This window comes from Tabrizicola sp. M-4 (assembly GCF_051132405.1).
Taxonomy (GTDB): Bacteria; Pseudomonadota; Alphaproteobacteria; order Rhodobacterales; family Rhodobacteraceae; genus Paragemmobacter.
The window spans coordinates 3,824,224-3,847,566 of the sequence record NZ_CP128606.1; the positions used below are offsets into that span (position 1 = coordinate 3,824,224).

18 protein-coding genes and 1 tRNA gene are annotated in these 23,343 nt (G+C 65.3%); 15 read left to right on the forward strand and 4 right to left on the reverse strand.

All coding sequences use genetic code 11. The features are described 5' to 3' along the window. The first annotated feature begins 4 nt into the window (after positions 1 to 4). From TabM4_RS18710 to gyrB, 14 genes are all read left to right on the forward strand, one after another. Entirely contained in the window at positions 5 to 1,255 is a 1,251-nt protein-coding gene (locus TabM4_RS18710; RefSeq protein WP_434615930.1) for an ABC transporter substrate-binding protein, read from the forward strand. Between the two features lie 70 nt (positions 1,256 to 1,325). Next, a complete protein-coding gene (locus TabM4_RS18715) occupies positions 1,326 to 2,243 on the forward strand; it encodes a carbohydrate ABC transporter permease (protein ID WP_434615933.1) in 918 nt (305 codons plus the stop codon). A 10-nt stretch (positions 2,244 to 2,253) separates the two neighbouring features. Then, on the forward strand, positions 2,254 to 3,093 hold the full coding sequence (locus tag TabM4_RS18720) for a carbohydrate ABC transporter permease (RefSeq protein WP_434615936.1): 840 nt from the start codon (positions 2,254 to 2,256) through the stop codon (positions 3,091 to 3,093). After that, positions 3,090 to 4,118: a Gfo/Idh/MocA family protein gene (locus TabM4_RS18725; RefSeq protein WP_434615939.1), complete on the forward strand. Its 1,029-nt coding sequence runs from the start codon at positions 3,090 to 3,092 to the stop codon at positions 4,116 to 4,118. Before TabM4_RS18720 ends, TabM4_RS18725 begins: the two co-directional genes overlap by 4 nt. 11 nt (positions 4,119 to 4,129) lie before the next feature. Then, complete coding sequence (locus tag TabM4_RS18730) at positions 4,130 to 5,128, forward strand: ABC transporter ATP-binding protein (RefSeq protein WP_434615942.1); 999 nt, start codon at positions 4,130 to 4,132, stop codon at positions 5,126 to 5,128. A gap of 171 nt (positions 5,129 to 5,299) precedes the next feature. Then, positions 5,300 to 8,584, forward strand: coding sequence for an Ig-like domain-containing protein (locus TabM4_RS18735; RefSeq protein WP_434615945.1), 3,285 nt, complete (start codon positions 5,300 to 5,302; stop codon positions 8,582 to 8,584). 100 nt (positions 8,585 to 8,684) lie between these two features. Next, on the forward strand, positions 8,685 to 9,959 hold the full coding sequence (locus TabM4_RS18740) for a TolC family protein (protein ID WP_434615948.1): 1,275 nt from the start codon (positions 8,685 to 8,687) through the stop codon (positions 9,957 to 9,959). After that, positions 9,956 to 12,154 (forward strand): ATP-binding cassette domain-containing protein, encoded by a 2,199-nt coding sequence (locus TabM4_RS18745; protein WP_434615951.1) that lies wholly within the window; start codon positions 9,956 to 9,958, stop codon positions 12,152 to 12,154. Before TabM4_RS18740 ends, TabM4_RS18745 begins: the two co-directional genes overlap by 4 nt. Before the next feature lie 2 nt (positions 12,155 to 12,156). Then, positions 12,157 to 13,320 (forward strand): HlyD family efflux transporter periplasmic adaptor subunit, encoded by a 1,164-nt coding sequence (locus TabM4_RS18750; protein ID WP_434622175.1) that lies wholly within the window; start codon positions 12,157 to 12,159, stop codon positions 13,318 to 13,320. Positions 13,321 to 13,499: 179 nt separating this feature from the next. Next, positions 13,500 to 14,618: a DNA polymerase III subunit beta gene (gene dnaN, locus TabM4_RS18755; RefSeq protein ID WP_434615954.1), complete on the forward strand. Its 1,119-nt coding sequence runs from the start codon at positions 13,500 to 13,502 to the stop codon at positions 14,616 to 14,618. Positions 14,619 to 14,700: 82 nt separating this feature from the next. Continuing rightward, complete coding sequence (gene recF, locus TabM4_RS18760) at positions 14,701 to 15,798, forward strand: DNA replication/repair protein RecF (protein ID WP_434615957.1); 1,098 nt, start codon at positions 14,701 to 14,703, stop codon at positions 15,796 to 15,798. Next, the gene (locus TabM4_RS18765) at positions 15,795 to 16,229 is read left to right on the forward strand and encodes a VOC family protein (protein ID WP_434615960.1); all 435 of its coding nucleotides are present in this window, start codon (positions 15,795 to 15,797) and stop codon (positions 16,227 to 16,229) included. Before recF ends, TabM4_RS18765 begins: the two co-directional genes overlap by 4 nt. Further along, the gene (locus TabM4_RS18770) at positions 16,226 to 16,846 is read left to right on the forward strand and encodes a LysE family translocator (protein ID WP_434615963.1); all 621 of its coding nucleotides are present in this window, start codon (positions 16,226 to 16,228) and stop codon (positions 16,844 to 16,846) included. Before TabM4_RS18765 ends, TabM4_RS18770 begins: the two co-directional genes overlap by 4 nt. Positions 16,847 to 16,927: 81 nt before the next feature. Further along, a complete protein-coding gene (gyrB, locus tag TabM4_RS18775; RefSeq protein ID WP_434615966.1) occupies positions 16,928 to 19,378 on the forward strand; it encodes a DNA topoisomerase (ATP-hydrolyzing) subunit B in 2,451 nt (816 codons plus the stop codon). Here the strand turns inward: gyrB and TabM4_RS18780 are convergent. Beyond that, complete coding sequence (locus tag TabM4_RS18780) at positions 19,375 to 19,755, reverse strand: cyanoglobin (protein ID WP_434615969.1); 381 nt, start codon at positions 19,753 to 19,755, stop codon at positions 19,375 to 19,377. The genes gyrB and TabM4_RS18780 overlap by 4 nt on opposite strands. A 96-nt stretch (positions 19,756 to 19,851) precedes the next feature. Next, positions 19,852 to 19,927, reverse strand: a tRNA-Arg gene (locus tag TabM4_RS18785). 258 nt (positions 19,928 to 20,185) lie between these two features. On the opposite strand from TabM4_RS18785, the gene TabM4_RS18790 reads away from it, so the two are divergent. Further along, positions 20,186 to 21,214: a LacI family DNA-binding transcriptional regulator gene (locus TabM4_RS18790; protein ID WP_434615972.1), complete on the forward strand. Its 1,029-nt coding sequence runs from the start codon at positions 20,186 to 20,188 to the stop codon at positions 21,212 to 21,214. Here TabM4_RS18790 and mtaB read toward each other — a convergent pair. After that, positions 21,211 to 22,464 carry a tRNA (N(6)-L-threonylcarbamoyladenosine(37)-C(2))-methylthiotransferase MtaB gene (gene mtaB, locus TabM4_RS18795; protein ID WP_434615975.1) on the reverse strand — a complete coding sequence of 418 codons (1,254 nt, stop codon included), beginning with the start codon at positions 22,462 to 22,464 and terminating at the stop codon, positions 21,211 to 21,213. The genes TabM4_RS18790 and mtaB overlap by 4 nt on opposite strands. Then, positions 22,461 to 23,300: a diaminopimelate epimerase gene (gene dapF / locus TabM4_RS18800; protein WP_434615978.1), complete on the reverse strand. Its 840-nt coding sequence runs from the start codon at positions 23,298 to 23,300 to the stop codon at positions 22,461 to 22,463. The genes mtaB and dapF overlap by 4 nt, the downstream gene beginning before the upstream one ends. Between the last annotated feature and the right edge of the window lie 43 nt (positions 23,301 to 23,343).

Here is a 23,343-nt window from a genome sequence, read left to right on the forward strand (position 1 = left end):
ACCAATGACCAAGACCTTCCGCTTCGCCCTTCTCGCCTCCACCCTTCTGGGTGGCGCGGCATCGGCACAGGATGTGACGCTGACGATCGAAAGCTGGCGCAACGACGACCTGACGATCTGGCAGGACACCATCATCCCGGCTTTCGAGGCCGCGAACCCCGGCATCAAGGTTGTCTTCGCCCCCACCGCACCGGCGGAATACAACGCCGCCCTGAACTCCAAACTCGCGGCAGGCAGCGCGGGCGACCTGATCACCTGCCGCCCCTTCGACGCCTCGCTGGAACTCTACAATCAGGGGCATCTGGCCGATCTGACGGGTCTTGCCGCCATGGCCAACTTCTCGCCCGTCGCGAAATCGGCATGGCAGACGGATGATGGCGCGGCCACCTTCTGCGTGCCTATGGCATCGGTGATCCACGGCTTCATCTACAACAAGGACGCTTTCGATGCGCTGGGCATCGCGGTCCCCACCACCCGCGACGAATTCTTCGCCGCGCTGGACAAGATCAAGGCCGACGGCACCTACATCCCCATGGCGATGGGCACCAACGACCAGTGGGAAGCCGCGACGATGGGCTACAACAACATCGGCCCGAACTACTGGAAGGGCGAGGAAGGCCGCCTTGCCCTGATCAAGGGCGAACAGAAGCTGACCGACGCGCCATGGGTCGCCCCGTTCGAGGAGCTGGCCCGCTGGAAGGACTATCTGGGTGACGGGTTCGAGGCCCAGACCTATCCCGACAGCCAGAACCTCTTCACCCTCGGCCGCGCGGCGATCTATCCGGCGGGTTCCTGGGAAATCGCGGGCTTCAACGCGCAGGCGGGCTTTGCCATGGGCGCCTTCCCGCCCCCGGTCGCGGCAGCGGGCGATACCTGCTACATCTCGGACCACACCGATATCGCGATCGGCATGAACGCCAAATCGCCGAATGCCGAGGCCGCGAAGACCTTCCTCGAATGGGTCGGCAGCGCGGAATTCGCCGCGATGTATGCCAATGCCCTGCCGGGCTTCTTCAGCCTGAACTCCACCCCGGTGGAAATGCAGGATCCGCTGGCGCAGGAATTCGTTTCCTGGCGCGGCAAGTGCCAATCGACGATCCGCTCCACCTATCAGATCCTGTCGCGCGGCACGCCGAACCTTGAAAACGAAACCTGGAACGCCTCGGCCAACGTGATCCGTGGCAGCGAAACCCCGGCCGACGCGGCGAAGCGCCTGCAGGACGGTCTGGCAAGCTGGTACGAACCGCAGAAATGATCTGCAAAGGCCGGGGGGCCACATCGGCCCCCCGGACCCCCCCCCATTCCCAAACCGACAAGAGGGCGTCATGGCACGACGGAAACCCTTCCGCTGGCATATCGGCGTATTTCTGGCACCTGCCGTGCTGGTCTACACCGCCATCATGATCATCCCGCTTTTCGGGACGCTGAACCTGTCGCTCTACAATCTCGACGGCCAGAACCGCATCTTCGTGGGCCTTGCCAACTTTGCCACGCTTTTCGGCGATCCGCGCTGGTCGGACGCGTTCTGGAACGCGCTGGGCAACAACCTGTGGTTCTTCATCATCCATATGCTGGTGCAGAACCCCATCGGCATCCTGTTGGCCGCGCTTCTGTCCAGTCCAAAGCTGCGCATGGCGGCCTTCTACCGCACTGCCATCTTCATCCCCACGATCCTCTCCTTTGTGATCGTGGGCTTCGTCTGGAAGCTGATCCTGTCCCCCATCTGGGGCATCGCGCCGGGGATGCTCGATGCCGTCGGTCTGAAATTCCTCTTCGCACCGTGGTTGGGGAAAGAGGAATACGCGCTGACGACCCTCGCCCTCATCTCCGTCTGGCAGTTCGTCGGCATCCCGATGATGCTGATCTACGCCGCCCTCCTCTCCATCCCCGATGACGTGATCGAGGCGGCCAAGATGGACGGCCTGACCGGCTGGTCCCAGTTCTGGAAGATCAAGCTGCCGCTGATCCTTCCCTCCATCGGCATCATCTCCATCCTCACCTTTGTCGGCAATTTCAACGCCTTCGACCTGATCTATGTCGCCCAGGGCGCGCTGGCGGGCCCGGATTTCAGCACCGATATCCTCGGCACCTTCCTTTACCGCACCTTCTTCGGCTTCCAGCTGCAACTGGGTGATCCCCATATGGGAGCGACCATCGCCACCGCCATGTTCGCCATCATCCTCGTGGGCGTGTGCATCTATCTGTTCGGCATCCAGACGCGGCTGCGCCGCTATCAGTTCTGAGGGGTCCGCCATGTCCAAGACCCGCACCCATGCCGGACGCAGCATCGCCGCCCATGCGATCCTGCTGACCTACACGCTGATCGCGCTGTTCCCGGTCTTCGTCATCGTCATCAACAGCTTCAAATCCCGCCGCGCGATCTTCGCCGAACCGCTGATGCCACCGATGCCGGGCAACTTCGACCTCGTCGGCTATACCACGGTGCTGGAGCAGGGGGATTTCTTCCAATACTTCCTGAATTCCATGACCGTGACGGTCGCGAGCCTGTTCTTCGTCCTGCTCTTCGGGGCGATGGCGGCCTTTGCCCTCTCGGAATACCGCTTCCGGGGCAACCTGCTGATGGGTCTCTACCTTGCGTTGGGCATCATGATCCCCATCCGCCTTGGTACGGTGGCGATCCTCGAATTGATGGTTTCGGCTGGTTTAGTGAATACTCTGACCGCCCTCATCCTCGTCTACACCGCCCAAGGCTTGCCCCTTGCCGTCTTCATCCTGTCGGAATTCATGCGCTCCGTCTCAGACGATCTGAAGAACGCCGGAAGGATCGACGGCCTCTCAGAATACCGCATCTTCTTCACCCTCGTCCTGCCACTGGTCCGCCCCGCCATGGCCACCGTCGCCGTCTTCACCATGATCCCGATCTGGAACGACCTCTGGTTCCCCCTGATTCTCGCGCCCAGCGAAGAAACCAAGACAATCACCCTCGGGTCCCAAGTCTTCATCGGCCAGTTCGTCACCAACTGGAATGCGGTGCTGTCGGCCCTGTCGCTGGCCATCATCCCCGTTCTGGTCCTCTACCTCATCTTCTCGCGCCAACTCATCCGTGGCATCACCGCCGGAGCCGTCAAATGACCCCCATCCGAACCCTCGTCGCCGGTCTTGGCACCATGGGGCGCAGCCATGCGCTGGCCTATCACCGCAACCCGGCCTTCGATCTGGTCGGTCTGGTGAACCGGTCCGAACCGAAGCTGGACCCCGAAATGGCGGGCTACAGCATCGAACCGGATTACAAAGCGGCTCTAACAAGGCTGAAACCCGACCTCGTGAACATCTCCACCTATTCCGACAGCCATGCCGATTACGCCTGCATGGCGATGGAACAGGGCGCGCATGTCTTCGTCGAAAAGCCGCTGGCGACCACCGTCGCCGACGCCCGCCGCGTGGTGGATTGCGCCCGCGCCAACGACCGCAAGCTTGTCATCGGCTACATCCTGCGCCACCACCCGTCATGGATGCGCCTTATCGCCGAAGCGCGGGCTTTGGGCGGCCCCTACGTCTTCCGCCTGAACCTCAACCAGCAATCCTCGGGGCCGACATGGGAAGTCCACAAGACCCTGATGCAGACCACCTCTCCCATCGTGGATTGCGGGGTGCATTACGTCGATGTCATGTGCCAAATCACCGACGCCAAACCGGTGGAGGTGCGGGGGATGGGCCTGCGCCTGTCGAACGAGATCGCGCCGGACATGTACAATTACGGCCATTTCCAGGTGCTGTTCGCCGACGGCTCCGTCGGGTGGTATGAGGCGGGATGGGGACCGATGATGTCCGACACCGCCTTCTTCGTGAAGGACGTAGTATCCCCCAAAGGCGCCGTGTCGATCCGCATGCCGGAAAGCGCGCGGTCCGATGACCACGACACCCACACCAAGACCTCCACAATCCGCGTCCACCGCGTGGGCCGACCCGACGAGGACCTGAGCATGGCCGACGAACCCGGCCATCAGGACCTGTGCGAACGCGAACAGGCCTACATGGCCCGCGCCATCACCGAAGACATCGACCTGACCCGTCACATGGAAGACGCGGTCCAATCCCTCGCCATCTGCCTTGCCGCCGACGAAAGCGTCCGGTCCGGCAAGCCCGTCAAACTGTAAAGGACCTGCCCATGGGTGCGCTGACGCTGTCCAAAGTCACCAAATCCTTCGGCAAGACCGATGTCATCAAGGGCGTCGACCTGCATGTGAACGAAGGCGAATTCTGCGTCTTCGTCGGACCCTCCGGCTGCGGGAAATCCACCCTCCTGCGCATGATCGCGGGACTGGAGGATGTCTCCTCCGGTACCGTCACGCTGGACAGCCGCGACATCACGGATGAGGCACCGGCGAAACGCGAAATCGCCATGGTCTTCCAGACCTACGCGCTCTATCCCCACCTTACCGTGCGGGACAACATGTCCCTCGCGTTGAAACAGGCCGGCGAACCCAAGGCGCAGATTGACAAAGCCACCGCCCGCGCGGCCTCCATGCTCGCCCTCGAACCCTATCTCGACCGCCGCCCCGCCGAACTGTCGGGCGGCCAGCGCCAGCGGGTCGCCATCGGCCGCGCCATCGTCAGGACGCCGAAGCTGTTCCTCTTCGACGAACCGCTCTCGAACCTCGACGCCGCGCTGCGCGTGCAGACGCGGATCGAGATCGCGCGCCTCCACCGCGAACTGGGTGCGACGATGGTCTACGTCACCCATGATCAGGTCGAAGCCATGACGTTGGCCGACAAGATCGTCGTCCTGCGCGCCGGGATCGTGGAACAGACCGGCTCCCCGATGGAACTTTACAACAACCCCGCCAACACCTTCGTCGCGGGCTTCATCGGCAGCCCGCAGATGAACTTCCTGAAATCTGCCGCGCTGGGCGAGCGCGGCGACACCACCGGCATCCGCCCCGAACACCTGACCCTGTCACGCGACCACGGCACCATCCCCGGCACCGTTTCCCATGTCGAAAAACTGGGCGGCGAAACGCTGGTCTATGTCCGCACCGATCCCCACGGCCTGCTGACCGTGCGCCTGTTCGGGGAACATGATTACAGCGTGGACGAACCCGTCCACCTGTCCCCTGACGCCTCCCGCGCCTTCCATTTCGATGCGGCAGGCCAACGCCTGCGCTGAGTCTTTTCCGCCATATCCTGCCGCCCATCTGCGGCATTCCACGACGGACTGATTCGAAAACACTGGAATCAGCACCCGAAAGGGGGTATGCGTTTTTGCAAGGCCCACCAAAAGGGCCAGTCAAGAGCGGTGCGCCGGCACATTTTCCGGCGGTTGAGGCGGAGTGATGTAATGAGTTCGGCGATTGATTTCGCCGTCCGCACGGCAGCGGGCGGCACGACCTATGGCAATGTGGCGGGGCCGGGCGGCGGCAGCTTCATCCAATCCGGGATGGGCGACAGCCTCTCGCTGAACATCAGTCCGCAATCGGTTATCGGATACAAACAGTCCGGCAGCGACTTGCTGATCGAATTGTCAGACGGGCGCACCATCACAGTGGCCGATTGGTTCGACGCCGCCGATGTGCCAAAGCATCTCTATCTCTCCTCCGATGGCATGATTTCCGAGGTTGCCCTGTCGCCGGGCATGAACGGAACGCTGATCCCCGGCTACTCCCTCGCCGCAGGCGGCGAAAAGTGGAGCCCGCTCGACGACCTTCGTTTCGGCGACAGCGATCCCGTCGTCGCCCTTGCAGGCACCGGCGAGGATGATCCCGCCGGAATGGGCATCTTCGCCCCTGCCCTCCTCGGCCTAGGCGGCGCTGGCGCGGCGGGCGCCGCGATCATCGGCGGCGGCTTGATCATCGGCGGTGGCGGAGGTGGCGGTGGCGGTGGCCCGACCTATACCCGCGCAATCGCAGGCGAAGGCACCAGCACCACGATCACCACCAACACAACCGATCCGACGATCACCGTCACAGGCACGGGAATCCCCGGCGACAGCGTCGCCGTCACCATCGGCACCCGCAGCCAGACGGTGACTGTCGCCCCTGATGGCACATGGACGGCGGGCTTCTCCGGCCCCACCCTGCCGCTTGACGGCACGCACACCGTGACCGCCACCTTCACCGGCGGCGGCACGACAACCACGCTTACCGGCGGTGGTTTCGTCATCGACATGACGCCCCCCAACGTCGCAGCCACCTCTGGCACGCAGTCGACTGGCGATGTCGAAAACCTCGAAGAATACGCCAACGGCGTCACGCTCTCCGGCACCAGCGAGGCCGGCGCAACGGTCAATGTCACCCTCGGCACCCCCGGCACCCCCGGCGCGATCACCCGGCCCGCCACAATGAACCCCGATGGCACATGGACCATCACCTTCACCCAGCAGGAAATCGCGGGCGGAGAGCGTAGCCAGACCGTGACCATCGTCGCGACCGACCGCCTCGGGAATGTGGGTACCCCGCTGACCGAAACCATCGTTCTGGATACCATCGCCCCACCGCTTTCGCTGACCTCCGTCGCGGGCGACAATGTGGTGAACAAGACGGAAAGCGAATCCGCCGTACTCATCGGCGGAACCGCGACGCCGAACACGACCGTAACCCTGACGATTCAAGGGATGGCCGCCCCCATCACCCTCACCGCGAATGGCGACGGCGTCTGGTCCCATTCCATAGCTGCAAACACGCTCACCGATGGCACCTACAGCTACACCGCCCGCACCGTCGATGCCGCTAGCAACCCGACCGAACGATCCGGCTCCTTTCGTGTCGACACGCAGATGTCCGTCGCCATCGACGCGGGCTTCGCGGGTGACAACGTGGTTAACCTGCAGGAATCGCGGGGCACCCTTACCCTCACCGGCACCGCCCCCGCCGATGTCACGCGGGTAGAGGTGCAGTGGTTAGGCCAAACCTACCAAGCCACCCTGAACGGCAACGGCACATGGTCCGTCCCATTCCCAGCCGGGGTAGCCGCCGCATCACAGATGTCGGAAATCCGCGTCACCGCATGGGATGCAGCCAACAACAGCCACTTCACAACGCGCCCCGTCCGGATCGACCTCGAAACCGCGCTGACCGTCGAACAATCCCCCGTTGGCAGTGACCAGATCCTTTCCGGGGCCGAGCAAACCGCAGGCTTCACCCTCGACGGCACGGGCGAGGCAGGCGCGCGCATCTTCCTGAACCTGAACGGCAGGGACTACGGCCCAGCCCTCGTCGCCGACAACGGCACTTGGTTCTACAACTTCACCAGCGCCGATCTGCAGGGCCTTACCCATGGCCAACAGGCCACCATCACCGCCTATGCCATCGACGCCGCCGAGAACCGCAGCAGCACGCCGGATGTGACCCGCACCTTCACCGTTGACACACAGATCGGCAACTTCACCTTCGACGCGCCCGATCTGCAACTGGGCGCCACCCCCGACAGTCCACGCGACGCTGCAGTCCTGAACGCCACCGAACGCAGCGGCGGCCTGCCCGTTCAGGGCACCGTGGAACCGGGTGCCACCGTCACCATCCATGTGGTGGAAACCAACAAGTCCTACACCATCCCAGCCGACCAGACCCGTGGCGGAACCTGGACCTTCAACCTTCCCGCCGAAGCCCTGCCGCAGGGCGCCGCGCAGACGGCAACCATCCGTGCGACGGCCACTGACGCGCAGGGCAACACAACTCCGCTGCCGCTGGAACGCAGCATCGCCATCGACACCGTCGTCGCCAATTTCAACGGTGCCGACATCCGCCTTGGCACAGGCACGGACAACATCCTGAACGCCCGCGAACATGCCATCGGCCTTCCCGTCGAAGGCCGGGCCGAGGCGGGCGCGACGGTGAGCGTCACACTGCGCAACCCGATCACCAATCAGGTCCATACCCTGACCGACGTCGCCGACGACAACGGAAACTGGTCCGTGAACTTCACCGCGGCGCAGATCCCCACAGGCGAACTGAACGGCAACCGCGCGGTTGCCATCTCCGTCACCGCCACCGATACGGCGGGGAATGTCAGCGGTCCCTTCGAAAAGACCATCGACGTGGACACCATCGCCCCGTCAACGCCGCGTGTTTTCGGAGCTGAGGATGTGGATGGCGGCTACCGTGGCATCACAACGTCTGCCACAACAGATCAATACAGCTTCTTCCGCGTGGGTGCGACCGGGGCACCCGAAGCCATCACGGCCCGCGAAACCTTTGATGCGGACTTTAACGAAGATCGTTTCTCCTTCCTCAACGGCCAAATTGTTCCCGACGGAAGCTACCTCGTGATCAACACCCGCGACGCGGCGGGGAACGATGCGAATACCCTCTTCATCAAGAACACCTCCACGGGCGTAGAGGTGAACCTGAACCGCGAGGGGCTCGAAACCTTCGACTTCTCGGCCATCGACCTGACCCGCGCGCCCAATGCGCGGCTGACGATCACGGCAGACCAGCTTGAATCGCTCACGGGCCCCGACCAGACCCTCATCATCAAGGGCGACGGCAACGACACGGTCACGCTGCGCGATGTCAACGGCCAACCCGTCCGCGAAACGATCAACGGTCAGGCCTACGACATCTACACCCTTGGCGATTCCGGCGCGCGCATCCTGCTGGAAGATGACGTCCACAGGTTGGTGATCTGACGCAAGCGCCATGATCCCCCGCCGCCGCCCATGCCCAACCCCATCGGCCAAAGCGGCCCCTGCCGCTCCCTCCCCGCTTTTCGCAAGGGCGCTCTTGGCCGTGGCGGTGCTTCTGTCCGGCTGTCAGGGCGGGTTGCAGCCGCCCGGCCGGGCCGCCCAAGGCGCAGGTTTCGCACCCTCTGACCCTGCCCTCCTCCAACGGCTTTCCCCGGATGGAAGCACCGCATCTCCCATCATCGCCACGCTGGCCGCGCGGCGCAGCCTCTTGCCGCCCAACGGCACCTTCGCCCGCATCGCCTCTGCCGTTCAGGCCAACAGCCCCGGCGTCGAACCCGCCGAACTCGGCCTTGCGCGCCTGCGGGCCGAGGCAGCATCGCGCAATATCTGGCCCAGCGTCACCCCCACGCTGACGCTCACCTCCCTGTCCGGCCTCGCCGCGCAACTGGTGATCGACCAACCCCTCATCGACCATGGCCGCCGCAAGGCCGAACGCGCCCGCGCCGCCGCCGAACTCGACCTTGCAGCCGTCACCCTTTCCACCCGTCAGAACGCCCGCGCCTTCGAAGGCTTGTCGCTTTACCTCACCGCCGAACAGTCCCGCGCGCAGGGCGAAATCGCCCGCCGCGCGACCGCGCGCCTTGCCGAATTCCACGGCATTGTCACTGCCCGCATCGAAGGCGGCCTGTCCGATCGCACCGAAGAACAGATCATCGCCCAATCCCTCGCCGAAATGCAGGCCACGCAGGCCAGCGACGACGAATCCCGCCGTCAGGCATTGGCAGATCTCGCAGCACTCTCCGGGCAGGCCCTTCCCGTCACCCTCTCCGGCCTCGATCCCCTCCCCGACGCGCCGAACAACGACGCCCTCTCCATCCTCCGGGCCGAGGCCGAGGGCGCGCGCCTTCTGGCCGAGGCGCGCATCACCCGCGCCAATGCCCTGCCGGGCCTTTCCGCCAATGCCACCCTTTCCGAGGATGGCGTGACCCCCGGCCTTTCCGCAGGGGGTCTCCGCCTTGGTCTTGGCAACCGCGCCGTGCTGCAGGCTGCCGGGGCCACACCCAACCTCGTCGCCCGTCAGCAGGCCGAAGCCCGCCAGACGGCAGACCGCCGCCGCATCGAATTGCAGGGACGCATCGCCCAACTCCGCACCCGGCAGGCGCAGGGGCAGGCCGTGCTGCGCCAGACGCTCGGCAATCTCGACCTTTATGCCGAACAATACCGCATCGGTCGCCGCAGCTTGACCGACCTCACCTCCCAGACCGCCGCCGCCGCGCGGCTCGAACGGGATCAGGCCGCGCTCGTCTACGAAATCGCCCGGCTTCAACTGGAACTCGCCCGCGATGCCGGTGCCCTGATCGATGGGGCGCGGCTGTGACGACAGGCCAATCCCCGCGCGTCATCTCCTTCGACATGCACCCCGCGCGGGCCGCCCAGCCTGCCCCGAACCTCTTCGCTCCCGCCGCTCCGCCACAGGCCCCCGCAACCCTGCGCGCCCGCGCCGAACTGGCCTCGGTCCTTTCCGCCCGCATCGGAGGCAAACTGCTCACCTCCGATGTCGTCGACTTGCTGGTCACAACTGGCGCACCCGAAAAGCCGGGGCTCGACCACCTCTCAGCCGCCTTCCGCCGCGCGGGCTACTCCGTCGCGCTCGATCACGACCCTGCCCTCGGGGCGCTTCCGGCGCTGGCCGAGATGTCGACCGGCCAAATCGTCCTGATCCTGTCCCGCGATGCCGAGACGGTCACCCTCTTCGATCCCACTACTCCCGACCGCACAGCCGATGTCCCACTTTCGGAATTCATCCCCCACCATGGCGGCTGGGTCCTGCGTGCCCGCCTTCCCTTCGCCGAAGTAGAGGCCCGCCATGCCGAGCCAGAGGCCATGCCCCACTGGTTCTGGTCCGAATTCCGCGCCCATCGCCGCCCCATGGCCGAGGTGGCAGCGGCCTCCCTCACCGCCAACATCCTTGCCACGGCCATCGCGCTCTATGCGCTGCAGATCTACGACCGCGTCATCCCCAACCAGTCGGAATCCACCCTCTGGGTCCTCACACTGGGCGCGCTCTTGGCCATCGCCTTCGACGGGGCACTGCGCATCGCCCGCGCCGCACTGATGGACAATACGGGGCGCAAGATCGAACTCTCCGTTCAGGACAGGTTGATGCAGCGCCTGCTGGGCATGCGCGCCGCCCCCGGCGAACGCCAGCCCTCACAGGTCTTCGGCGCGATGCGCGATTTCGGTTCCGTCCGCGAATTCTTCACCGCCTCCACCATCGGAACGCTGGCCGACCTGCCCTTCCTCATCATCTTCCTCGCCCTTGTTGCGATGATCGGCGGCAATCTCGTCTGGGTACTGGTTCTGGGCGGAGTCATCATGGTCGCCCCTGGCCTCCTGCTGCAATCGCGGATGATCGCGCTCACGAACTCCACGCAGGGTGCCAACACCCGCGCCGCGAAACTGCTTTACGAAGCGGTCTTCGAACATGAAACCCTGACCACCCAGCGCGGGCAGGACCGCATCCGCCGCCTCTGGGGGGAACTGGTCGCCCTGTCCGCCTTGCGCGCCTCGGACCAACGGCACCTGACCACGCTCCTGTCCTCATGGGCGCAAGGGGTGCAGCAGGCGACCTACATCGCTACCATCCTGATCGGCACCTACATGGTCTTTGCGGGCAGCTTCACCGTGGGCACGATCATCGCCGTCTCCATGCTGACCAGCCGAACCCTCGCCCCCCTTTCCCAGCTTGCAGCGACCCTCGCCCGCTGGTCGCAGGTCAAGGCTGCCCTCAAGGGGCTGGAGGCCATCGCCGAGGCGAAGCAGCAGGAAGATCCCGCCCGCCGCTACATCCGCCGCGAAACCGTCACCGGCAGCTTCGACCTGCGCGAACTGACCTTCCGCTATGCCCCGGACGCCGCCCCTTCGGTGGACGTCCCCGCACTGGCCATCCCGGCAGGGCAGCACGCGGCCATCCTTGGCGCAAACGGTTCGGGCAAGTCCACGCTGCTCAAGCTGCTCGCGGGCCTCTATGAACCCGGCGGCGGGCGCATCATGCTGGACGGGCTGGATATCGGCCAGATCCACCCGCGCGACCTGCGCCGCCATGTCGGCTATCTGGGGCAGGAGGTCCGGCTCTTTTCGGGCAGCCTGCGCGACAACCTGATCCTGTCGGATCTTGAACGCAATGACGACCGCCTTCTTGCCGCGCTGGATTTCGCGGGTCTCGGCCCCTTCATCCGCAGCCATCCCCACGGCCTCGATCTGGAGATCCGTGAAATGGGCGAGGGTCTCTCCGTCGGCCAGCGCCAGTCCATCGGCTGGGCCCGCCTCTGGCTGCAGGACCCGCGCGTCGTGCTGCTGGACGAACCCACCGCCGCGCTGGATCAGACGCTGGAAACCACCCTCATCTCGCGCCTATCGCATTGGCTTCAGGGACGAACCGCGCTTATCGCCACCCATCGCGTGCCGATCCTCTCGCTCACATCCCGCACGCTCATCCTGCAGAACGGCCGCCTTGCCGTGGACGGGCCCCGCGATGCCGTCCTCGCCCATCTCGCACGGGCCGCAAAGTGACGCTGTCCACCTTTGATCCCCCGCTGCAGCGCACCGCCCCTTCGCGCACCGTGCTGCTGATCGGGGCCACCGTCGCCGCCTTCCTCCTTTGGGCGGCCTTCGCATGGGTCGAAGAGATCGTCCGCGCACCCGGCCAGATCGTCCCTTCCTCGCGCCCGCAGATCATCCAGAACCTCGAAGGCGGGATCCTCGCCGAACTCAACGTCGCCGAAGGCGACACGGTGGAGGCAGGTCAGATTCTGGGCCGCCTGCACGGCACGCAATACCAATCCGCCGTCGACGACCTGACCGACCAGATCGCCGCGCTGGACATCCGCCGCCTGCGGCTGGAGGCCGAGATCGCCGGGCAGGACGACTTCGCCACGCCCGAAACCCTTGCCGCGCGCGTGCCTGACATCGTTGCCTCCGAACGCGCCCTCCTAGCCGCCCGCCGCACCGACCTTGCCTCCCGCCTGCAAGGCGCCCGCGCCGTTCTGGCACAGGCCGAGGAAGAGGAAGACATGATCCGCCGCATGGCCGACCGCGGCCTCGCCCCGGAAATCGAACTGACCCGTGCCGAAAAGGCCCGCGCCGATGCCCGTGCCCGCCTGGACGAGATCACGACGCAGGCGGAACTCTCTCGCGCCGACGACTACGCCAAGACGCAGTCAGACCTCGCCTCGCTGCGCCAAAGGCTGAAGCTTTCGCAGGACCAGCTTTCCCGCACCACCCTCACGGCGCCGCTGCGCGGCATCGTCAACCGCATCGCCGTCACCACCATCGGCGGCGTCGTCCGCCCGGGCGAAGAGATCCTGCAGATCATCCCGCTCGACAGCGGCCTCTTCGTCGAGGCAAAGGTCAAACCCGCCGATATCGCCGCTCTGCGCGAGGGCCAGACCGCCACGGTGAAACTCTCGGCCTATGACTACACGATCTGGGGTACCCTGCCCGCGACCGTCACCTTCGTCTCGGCCGATACCTTCCGCGACGAGCGGGCACGCGACGCCGAACCGCATTACCGCGTCACACTCCGCGTCGATCTCGGCCAGTTGACCGAAAGGCAAAAGGGCCTTTCCATCCGCCCCGGCATGCAGGCCGAGGTCGAGTTCCAGACCGGAGGCAAGACGATCCTCACCTATCTGACCAAGCCGCTCTGGCGCGGGACGGAAGCCTTGCGCGAACGGTGACGATTTTTCTGCGAAAAATCGGTTGGGCGCGTTCCGCGCCCTTCCCCCGTATGAACGATGGGGTTTCGTTCGCAAGGAACGCAAAAAGCGGCGGCAACAGGCGGCAAACCGCTTGTGAACCGCCCCAAAACGGCTAATTTCCGTATCCCCGACCGGGGCAAGAGCATGGGATGGACCAGATGAAACTCTCGATCGAACGCGGCACGCTGCTCAAGGCGCTGGCACAGGCGCAATCCGTCGTGGAACGCCGCAACACCATCCCGATCCTCGCCAATGTCCTGATCGAAGCCGACGGCGCACAGGTCAGTTTCCGCGCCACCGACCTTGATATCGAGGTCGTGGACCGTGCCGCCGCCATGGTGGAACGCCCCGGAGCCACAACCGTCTCGGCGGTGATGCTGCATGAAATCGTGCGCAAACTCCCCGATGGCGCGTTGGTCAACCTGTCCGAGGACGGCGCATCCGGCCGCCTGACCATCACCGCAGGCCGCTCCACCTTCAGCCTCGCCACTCTGCCGCGTGAGGATTTCCCGGTCATGGCCTCGTCGGAATACACGACGAACTTCTCGGCCAAGGCCGCCGATCTGCGCCGCCTCTTCGACAAGGCGAAATTCGCCATCTCCACCGAAGAGACGCGCTATTACCTGAACGGCGTCTACATGCACACCGCCACCGGCGAAGACGGCCCTGTCCTGCGTTGCGTGGCGACCGATGGCCACCGCCTTGCCCGCATCGACACAACCCTTCCCGAAGGCGCGCAGGGCATGGCGGGCGTGATTGTCCCGCGCAAGACAGTGGGTGAACTGCGCAAGCTTCTGGACGAGGATGATGCCTCCATCGCCGTCTCGGTTTCCGAAACCAAGGTCCGCTTCGCCACCCCGGCCATCACCCTGACCTCCAAGGTCATCGACGGCACTTTCCCCGATTACACCCGCGTCATCCCCACCGGAAACACCCGCCGACTGGAGGTGGACGCGACCGAATTCGCCAAGGCCGTCGACCGCGTCGCCACCGTCTCTTCCGAACGCTCGCGCGCCGTGAAACTCTCGCTCGACGAGGATCGCCTGATCCTCTCCGTCAACGCCCCCGACAGCGGCGCGGCAGAAGAGGAACTCGCTGTCGCCTATGGCGATGAGCGCCTCGAAATCGGCTTCAACGCAAAATACCTTCTGGAAATCGCAAGCCAGGTCGACCGCGAGAATGCCGTCTTCCTGTTCAACTCCTCCGGCGACCCGACGCTGATGCGCGAAGGCAATGACACCAGCGCGGTCTATGTCGTGATGCCGATGCGGGTTTGACTTTCCCTGCATGCCAAAGTCAAAGCCCCGCCCTGCGCGGGGCTTTCTTGTTCGCGGCCCCACTTGCCGCTAATCGGTTCGCATGGCGCTGACGATCTCCACCCTCACCCTCTCCCATTTCCGCAGCCACCGCGCCGCGCGGCTGGAACTGGACGGGCGGCCCGTGGCCATTTCCGGCCCGAATGGCGCCGGTAAGACCAACATCCTCGAAGCCGTCTCCCTCCTCTCCCCCGGTCGCGGCCTGCGCCGTGCCGCCACGGAAGACCTCGCCCGAAAACCCGATGCCATCGGCTGGAAGATCCGCGCCGAAACCACCGCCCCCTTCCACGAATTGGAAACCTTCGCCGAAGGCACCGATGCCCGCCAGACGCGCATCGACGGCAAGGCCGCGCCGCAGACCGCCCTTGCCCGCATCCTGCGCGTCCTCTGGCTCGTCCCAGCGATGGACCGCCTGTGGATCGAGGCCGCCGAAGGCCGCCGCCGATTTCTTGACCGCCTCACCCTCAGCTTCGCCCCTGACCATGCCGAGGTGACACTCGCCTTTGAAAAGGCCATGCGCGACCGGAACCGCCTGCTGAAGGACATGGTGCAGGACCCACATTGGTACACCGCGCTGGAATCGCAGATGGCCGAGGCCGCATCCCAGATCACCGCCAACCGCCAGCACGCCCTTGCCCGCATCGCCGCAGCGCAGGCGGGGGCGGAAACCGCCTTCCCCGCCGCTGACCTGTCGCTGATCGGCCCCGAGGGCGAAGACATCCCCGAAGACCTCGCCCCCGCCCTTGCCGCGAACCGCCGCCGCGACATGGCCGCCGGGCGCACACTTCTTGGCCCCCACCGTGCCGACCTTGCCGCGATCTACACCGCCAAGGGGGCCCCTGCCGACCAATGTTCCACCGGCGAACAGAAGGCACTGCTGATCTCGCTCATCCTGGCCAATGCCCGTGCGCTTGCCGCCGATCTCGGCTCACCGCCCATCCTGCTGCTCGACGAAGTCGCGGCCCATCTCGACCAGAACCGCCGCGCCGCCCTCTATGACGAAATCTGCGCCCTTGGCGCGCAGGCCCTGATGACCGGCACGGAACCCGGCCTGTTTGACAGTCTGGGAAACAGGGCGCAAAGCTTCACGGTCGCAGAGGAAAGCGGCATGTCCAAGGTCACCGAAACCACCGCATCATGACGCCCCAGCGCATCACCCTCATCACGCTCGGCACCCGCGATCTTGCCGCCGCGCGCGCCTTCTACGCCCGCCTCGGCTGGCAGGAACATCCCGAAAGCCAACCGGGCGTCGCCTTCTTCCAACTTCACGGTCAGGCCCTCGCCCTGTTCGGCATGGCCGACCTCGCCAAGGATCAAGGCCGCCCCGACACCCCCCTCGGCACGGGTGCCACAACCCTCGCCCAGAACTTCGCCACCGAGGCAGAGGTGGATGCCGCCTTCGCCGCCGCCCTCGCCGCTGGCGCAACCGCTTTGAAGGCTCCGGAAAAAGTCTTCTGGGGCGGCTATTCCGGCTATTGGGCCGACCGTGACGGGCACGTCTGGGAAGTCGCGATGAATCCTTTCTGGCCGCTTTCTCCCGACGGCACCCTCACCCTCCCGGAACAGAAATGACAGTCACCGCCTACCAACTCCTTCTCTATGCAGGCGGAATGGCCGCGCTCTGGGCCGTTCCCGGCCCCGTCTGGGTGGCGCTGACGGCCCGCGCCCTGTCGGGCGGAATGGCGGGCGCATGGCCCTTGGCCGTGGGCGTGGCGCTTGGCGATCTGATCTGGCCGCTCATGGCGATCCTCGGTCTGTCATGGGTCCATTCCGCCTATGGCGATTATTTGACGGTCCTGCGCTGGGTCGCCTCCGTCATCTTCATCTTCATGGGCGTCATGCTCATCCGCAAACCCGCCGCCACGATGAACGCCGACTCGCGCCTGACGAAACCGGGCCTCTGGGCCGGCTTCTCCGTCGGCGTCGCGGCGGTGATCGGAAATCCCAAGGCGATCCTCTTCTACATGGGCGCTTTGCCGGGCTTCTTCGACCTCGGCGCCCTCACCACCCCCGACATCATCGCCATCATCTGCATCTCGGCCTTCGTCCCGATGATCGGCAACCTCGGCCTTGCATGGTTCCTCGACCGCGCGCGCCGCCTGCTTTCCAGCCCTGCCGCCGTTCGTCGCCTGAACATCGGCTCCGGTATCCTCCTCATCCTCGTGGGCCTCGTCATTCCCTTCACCTAGGCCCAATATCTTGTGCCCAAGGCGTGACATTCCCCACCCACCCCGCTATAAATCGCGGGCAATTCAAGGGATGCCCGACGCATGGCCGAAGCCGCGAAGAAAGCCGCCGAATACGGCGCTGATTCCATCAAGGTTCTCAAGGGGTTGGAGGCGGTTCGTAAACGCCCCGGCATGTATATCGGCGACACCGACGACGGGTCGGGCCTGCACCACATGGTCTACGAAGTCGTCGACAACGGGATTGACGAGGCGTTGGCAGGCCACGCCACCGCCGTCACCGTGAAAATCCACGCCGACAGCTCCGTCTCCGTCCGCGACAACGGCCGCGGCATCCCCGTGGACATCCACCCCGAAGAGGGCGTGTCGGCAGCCGAAGTCATCATGACCCAGCTGCACGCGGGCGGGAAATTCAACAACACCGACGACAGCGGCAACGCCTACAAGGTCTCCGGCGGCCTGCACGGCGTCGGCGTGTCGGTCGTGAACGCCCTGTCGGAATGGCTGGAACTGACCGTCTGGCGCAACGACACCGAATACCGCGCCCGCTTCGAAGACGGCGAATGCACGGTCCACGTGCATGAGGTCGGCCCCGCCCCCGGCATGCGCGGCACCGAAGTCCGCTTCCTCGCCAGCGCCAAGACCAACCGCCCCGACGGCACGTTCTCCAACCTCGACTACAGCTTCAAGACGCTGGAAACCCGCCTGCGGGAACTGGCCTTCCTGAACTCCGGCGTCCGCATCATCATCGAAGACGAACGCCCCGCCGAACCCCTGCATACCGAGCTTTTCTACGAAGGCGGCGTGAAGGAATTCGTCAAATACCTCGACCGCTCCAAGCAGTCCGTCATGTCCGAACCCATCTACATGGTGGGCGAAAAGAACGGCATCGGCGTGGAAGTCGCGATGTGGTGGAACGACAGCTACCACGAAGCCGTCCTTCCCTTCACCAACAACATCCCCCAACGCGACGGCGGCACCCACCTGGCGGGCTTCCGCGGCGCGCTGACCCGCACCATCAACGCCTATGCGCAGTCGTCGGGCATCGCGAAGAAGGAAAAGGTCGATTTCACCGGCGACGACGCCCGCGAAGGGCTGACCTGCGTCCTCTCGGTCAAGGTTCCGGACCCGAAATTCTCCAGCCAGACCAAGGACAAGCTGGTCTCCTCCGAAGTCCGCCCCGCCGTCGAAAACCTCGTGAACGAAAAGCTGGCCGAATGGTTCGAAGAAAACCCCGGCCCCGCCAAGATCATCGTCGGCAAGATCATCGAGGCGGCCTTGGCCCGCGAAGCCGCCCGCAAGGCGCGTGAACTGACGCGGCGCAAGACGGCGCTGGACGTCGCCTCCCTCCCCGGCAAACTGGCCGACTGCCAGGAACGCGATCCCGCCAAGTCCGAACTCTTCCTGGTGGAGGGTGACTCGGCCGGTGGCTCCGCCAAACAGGGCCGCTCGCGCTCCAATCAGGCCGTCCTTCCCCTGCGCGGCAAGATCCTGAACGTCGAACGCGCCCGCTTCGACCGCATGCTCTCGTCGCAGGAGATCGGCACCCTCATCACCGCGCTCGGCACCGGAATCGGGCGCGATGAATTCGACATCAAGAAACTGCGCTACCACAAGATCGTCATCATGACCGACGCCGACGTGGACGGCGCGCATATCCGCACGCTCTTGCTCACCTTCTTCTTCCGCCAGATGCCGGAACTGATCGAAGGCGGCTACCTCTACATCGCCCAACCCCCGCTCTACAAAGTCTCGCGCGGAAAGTCCGAGGTCTACCTCAAGGATCAGGCCGCGCTGGAAGACTACCTCGTCGAAATGGGCATCGAAGGCGCCGTCCTCCGCCTGAACGACGGGCAGGAGATCGCAGGCGCAGACCTCGCCCGCGTCGTCGAAGGGGCGCGCAGCTTCCGCCGCGTGCTGGATGCCTTCCCGACGCACTACCCACGCAACATCCTCGAACAGGCCGCCATCGCAGGCGCCTTCGACCCCGGCCGCGCCGATGCCGACCTTCAGGCCGTCGCCGATCAGGTCGCGCGCCGCCTCGACCTCGTCGCCGCCGAATACGAAAAGGGCTGGACCGGCCGCATCACGCAGGACCACGGCATCCGCCTCTCGCGCATCCTGCGCGGGGTGGAGGAACTCCGCACCCTCGACGGCGCTGTCCTGCGGTCGGGCGAAGCGCGCAAGCTCTCCTCCATCACCGCCCCGCAGCGCGAATACTACCGCGATCCTGCCCGCCTCATCCGCAAGGACCGCGAGCAATTGGTGCATGGCCCGACCGACCTGCTCAAGTCCATCCTGACCGAGGGCGAAAAGGGCCTCTCCCTGCAACGCTACAAGGGTCTGGGCGAGATGAACCCCGAACAGCTTTGGGAAACCACGCTGGACCCCGACGCGCGCACGCTCTTGCAGGTCAAGGTGGACGATCTGGCCGAGGCCGACGACATCTTCACCAAGCTGATGGGCGACGTGGTCGAACCCCGCCGCGACTTCATCCAGCAGAACGCGCTGAACGTCGAAAACCTCGACTTCTAGGCGTTCACCAACATCCGGGCGGCACGGTCGAAGGCCGTGTCGATCCGGACGCGGGCGGGGCCGTGGATTCCCGTGTCATCCAAAGCCCGCTGCATGCAGCCTAGCCAGTCCTCGGCATCCTGCACCCGGATTGGAACATGCGCATGAATCTCCCGCAGGTTCATATGCCCATGCTGTTCGGCGTAATACCTCCGCCCGCCAAAGAACCCGCACAGGAATCCGAACTGCTCCACCCGCACATGCGCCAGCCCGTGCCCCTGAAAATGCAGGTCCAATATCCGCGCCCCTTCGGGTGCCGTCTCGATGATGTCGTAAAACCGCTCCACCAGCGCACGCACGACCGGCTCTCCGCCGATCTCTTCCACCACGGTCGTCATGGGGGCCTCCTTCGCTTGCCCCCATCACGCGCGCGAAAGGCCAGAGGGTCAATGCGACACCCGCCCACACGTTCCACGAATCCGACCTTCGGAAACTGGCGATCCCGGCAGGACTTGAACCTGCAACCTTCCCCTTAGGAGGGGGACGCTCTATCCGTTGAGCTACGGGACCGCACGCCCGCCTTGATGCGCGAAAACGCCAGTCTGCGCAACCTTGGGACTGTCAGTAAAAGAAAAAGGGGGAAGTGAATTTTTGGCCCACCACTTCCCCCCTCGGGTCCGTTGCGTCTGGGTTGAGAGCTTGCAGGACGCGCAGGATATGTTTCAGCACTCAGGCTGTTAGCGGTAACATTACCCCAAGATCGTCCCTTGGACAAGGGGGAAGTTTAGGGCTAACAAAGAACCAACCACCGCAGGCAGGACCGACCCCGTGACCAAACCCCCCGTCCTTGACCCAAGGCGCACGCTTACCCTCCGCGACGTCTCCGAGGCCTCGGGCGTCAGCGAGATGACGGTAAGCCGCGTCCTGCGCAACCGCGGTGACGTCTCTGACGCGACCCGCGAACGCGTGCTGGAGGCGGCGCGGTCGCTGGGTTACGTCCCGAACAAGATCGCAGGCGCGCTTGCCTCGCAACGCGTCAACCTTGTCGGCGTGGTGATCCCGTCGCTGTCCAACATGGTCTTCCCCGAAGTCCTCACCGGCATCTCCGACACGCTGGAGGATACCGGTTTGCAACCCGTCGTCGGCGTCACCAACTACTCGCCTGAACGCGAGGAAACGGTGATCTACGAGATGCTGTCATGGCGCCCCTCCGGCATGATCGTCGCGGGGCTGGAACATACCGAAGCCTCCCGCGCCATGCTGGCGCAGGCGGGCATCCCCATCGTCGAGATCATGGACATCGACGGCGAGGCCGTGGACAGCGCCGTCGGCATCTCCCATCGCCGCGCGGGGCGGCAAATGGCCGAGGCGATCATCGCCGCAGGCTACCGCCGCATCGCCTTCTGCGGCACGATGATGCCCTATGACCACCGCGCCAAGAAACGCCTTCAGGGCTTTGAAGACGCGCTCCGCAAGGCGGGGCTGGAACTCGCCGACCGCGAATTCTATTCCGGCGGCTCCGCCCTCCTGAAGGGGCGCGAGATGACGGACACTGTCCTCAAGCGCACGCCCGACATCGATTTCATCTATTTTTCCAACGACATGATCGGCGCGGGGGGGCTGCTCTACTGCCTTGAGAAAGGCATCGACGTCCCCGGAAAGGTCGGGCTTGCGGGTTTCAACGGCGTCGAACTCCTCGACGGCCTGCCCCGCCGCCTTGCCACGATGGACGCCTGCCGCCTCGAGATCGGCCGCCGCGCGGCAGAAATCATCGCGGGCAAACATGAAGGCACCATCGGGGGCGAGGTGATCGAACTCTTCCCCACCCTGCAACCGGGTGACACGATCCGCCGCTAGGCGACCAACCGCCCGCCCGCAAAGCCCGTAATCCGCGCGGTCACGATCTGCCCCTCCGGCTGATCCGCGCCGAACTCCACTTCCGTGAACTGCTCTGTCCGCCCCATGCGCGGCCCTTCCATCAGCACGCGATGGGCAACCCCTACCTGCGCCGCCAGATGCGAGGCCAGCGCCGCATCCCCCAACGCCCGCAACCGCGCCGCGCGCTCCTTGATCTCCGGCCCCCGGACCTGCGGCATCCGCGCGGCGGGCGTCCCCTTGCGGGGCGAAAACGGGAAGACATGCAGAAAGGTCAGCCCGCACTCCCGCACCAGATCGACTGACCGCGCGAACATCTCCTCCGTCTCCGTCGGGAAGCCCGCGATGATATCCGCGCCGAAGACCATGTCGGGCCGCAACCGCCGCGTCTCCTCGCAGAAGCGGATCGCGTCATCCCGCAAATGCCGCCGCTTCATCCGCTTCAGGATCAGATCATCCCCCGCCTGCAAGGACAGATGCAGATGCGGCATCAGGCGCGGCTCCGTCGCGATGGCCCCCATCAGCGCCTCATCCGCCTCGATCGAATCGATGGACGAAATCCGCAAACGCGGCAGATCCGGCACCAGCCGCAAAATCCGCATCACCAGATCACCCAGCCGGGGCTGCGCGGGCAGATCCGCCCCCCAGGACGTCAGGTCCACCCCGGTCAGAACAACCTCGTTGAACCCCTTGTCCACCAGCCGCTTGATCTGCTCCACCACGACGCCAGCCGGAACCGACCGCGAATTCCCGCGCCCATAGGGAATGATGCAAAACGTGCAGCGATGGTCGCACCCGTTCTGCACCTGCACATAGGCCCGATGCCGCCCGAAACCGTCGATCAGATGACCCGCCGTCTCCTTGACGGACATGATGTCATCGACCTGCACCTTCTCGGTCACCCCGATCAGGTCCGGCGCCTTCAACCCCGCCCAAGTCTCCGCCTGCATCTTCTCGTGATTGCCGATCACCCGCGCGACCTCGGGCATCGCCGCAAACGTCTCCGGCTCCGTCTGCGCCGCGCATCCCGTGACGATGATCGTCGCCCCCGGATTCTCCCGCGACAAACGCCGGATTTCCTGCTTCGCCTTCCGCACCGCCTCCGCCGTCACGGCGCAGGTGTTCACGATGACCGCATTCTCCACGCCGGCAGCGGCGGAAAGCTCCTTCATCGCCTCCGTCTCATATGCGTTCAGACGGCAGCCCAGCGTTGCGAAAACCGGCGCGCTCATCCCGCAGCCGCCAGAAACGCAGGCGTCAGCCAGCCGTCAAATACATGCGCAACAGGACCCGTCATCCAGACCCCATCCGCGCGCCAGTCCAGCTCCAGCCGCCCGCCATCCACATCCATCACCACGCGCCGCCCCGTCAGCCCCCGCAGATGCGCGGCTACGGCAGTCGCACAGGCGCCCGACCCGCAGGCCAAGGTGATCCCCGTCCCCCGCTCCCAGACCCGCATCCGCAGGTGATCAGGACCGACGACCGAGGCAAACTCCACATTCGTCCGCGCCGGAAACAGCGGGTCATGCTCCACCGCGCGTCCGCGCCCGGCCACATCAACCGCCTCGGCATCCGGCACAAAGAACACCGCATGCGGGTTCCCCATCCCCACCGCCACCGGATCGCCCTCCAGAGGCAGGTGCTGCACATCCACCTCTCGCGCCAGCGGCACCTCCCGCCAGTCAAGTACGGGCGCGCCCATGTTCACCGACACCAGCCCGTCATCCCGCCGCACCGCCGACAGCCCGCCGCGCGCTGTGACCAGCGTCACCGCCTCGCGCCCCATTTGACGCATCATGTAATCCGCCACGCAGCGCGTCGCGTTCCCGCAGGCCCCCGCGCGGCTGCCATCGCTGTTCCAGAAATCCAGCGCGAAATCCGCCCCCTCCGCATCGCGGATTTCCGCAAGCTGGTCGAACCCGACCCCCCGATTCCGGTCCCCCAACGCCCGCGCCAGCGCAGGCGTCGTCACCGCCCCGCGCCCGCGCGAGTCGAAAACCACGAAGTCATTGCCCAGCCCATGCATTTTCATGAAGGCCAGACCCTCTGGGGCGCGCTTTTCCATCATGCCCGCCCATATACGCCCGCCCCCCAACTTTATCCAGACCCAA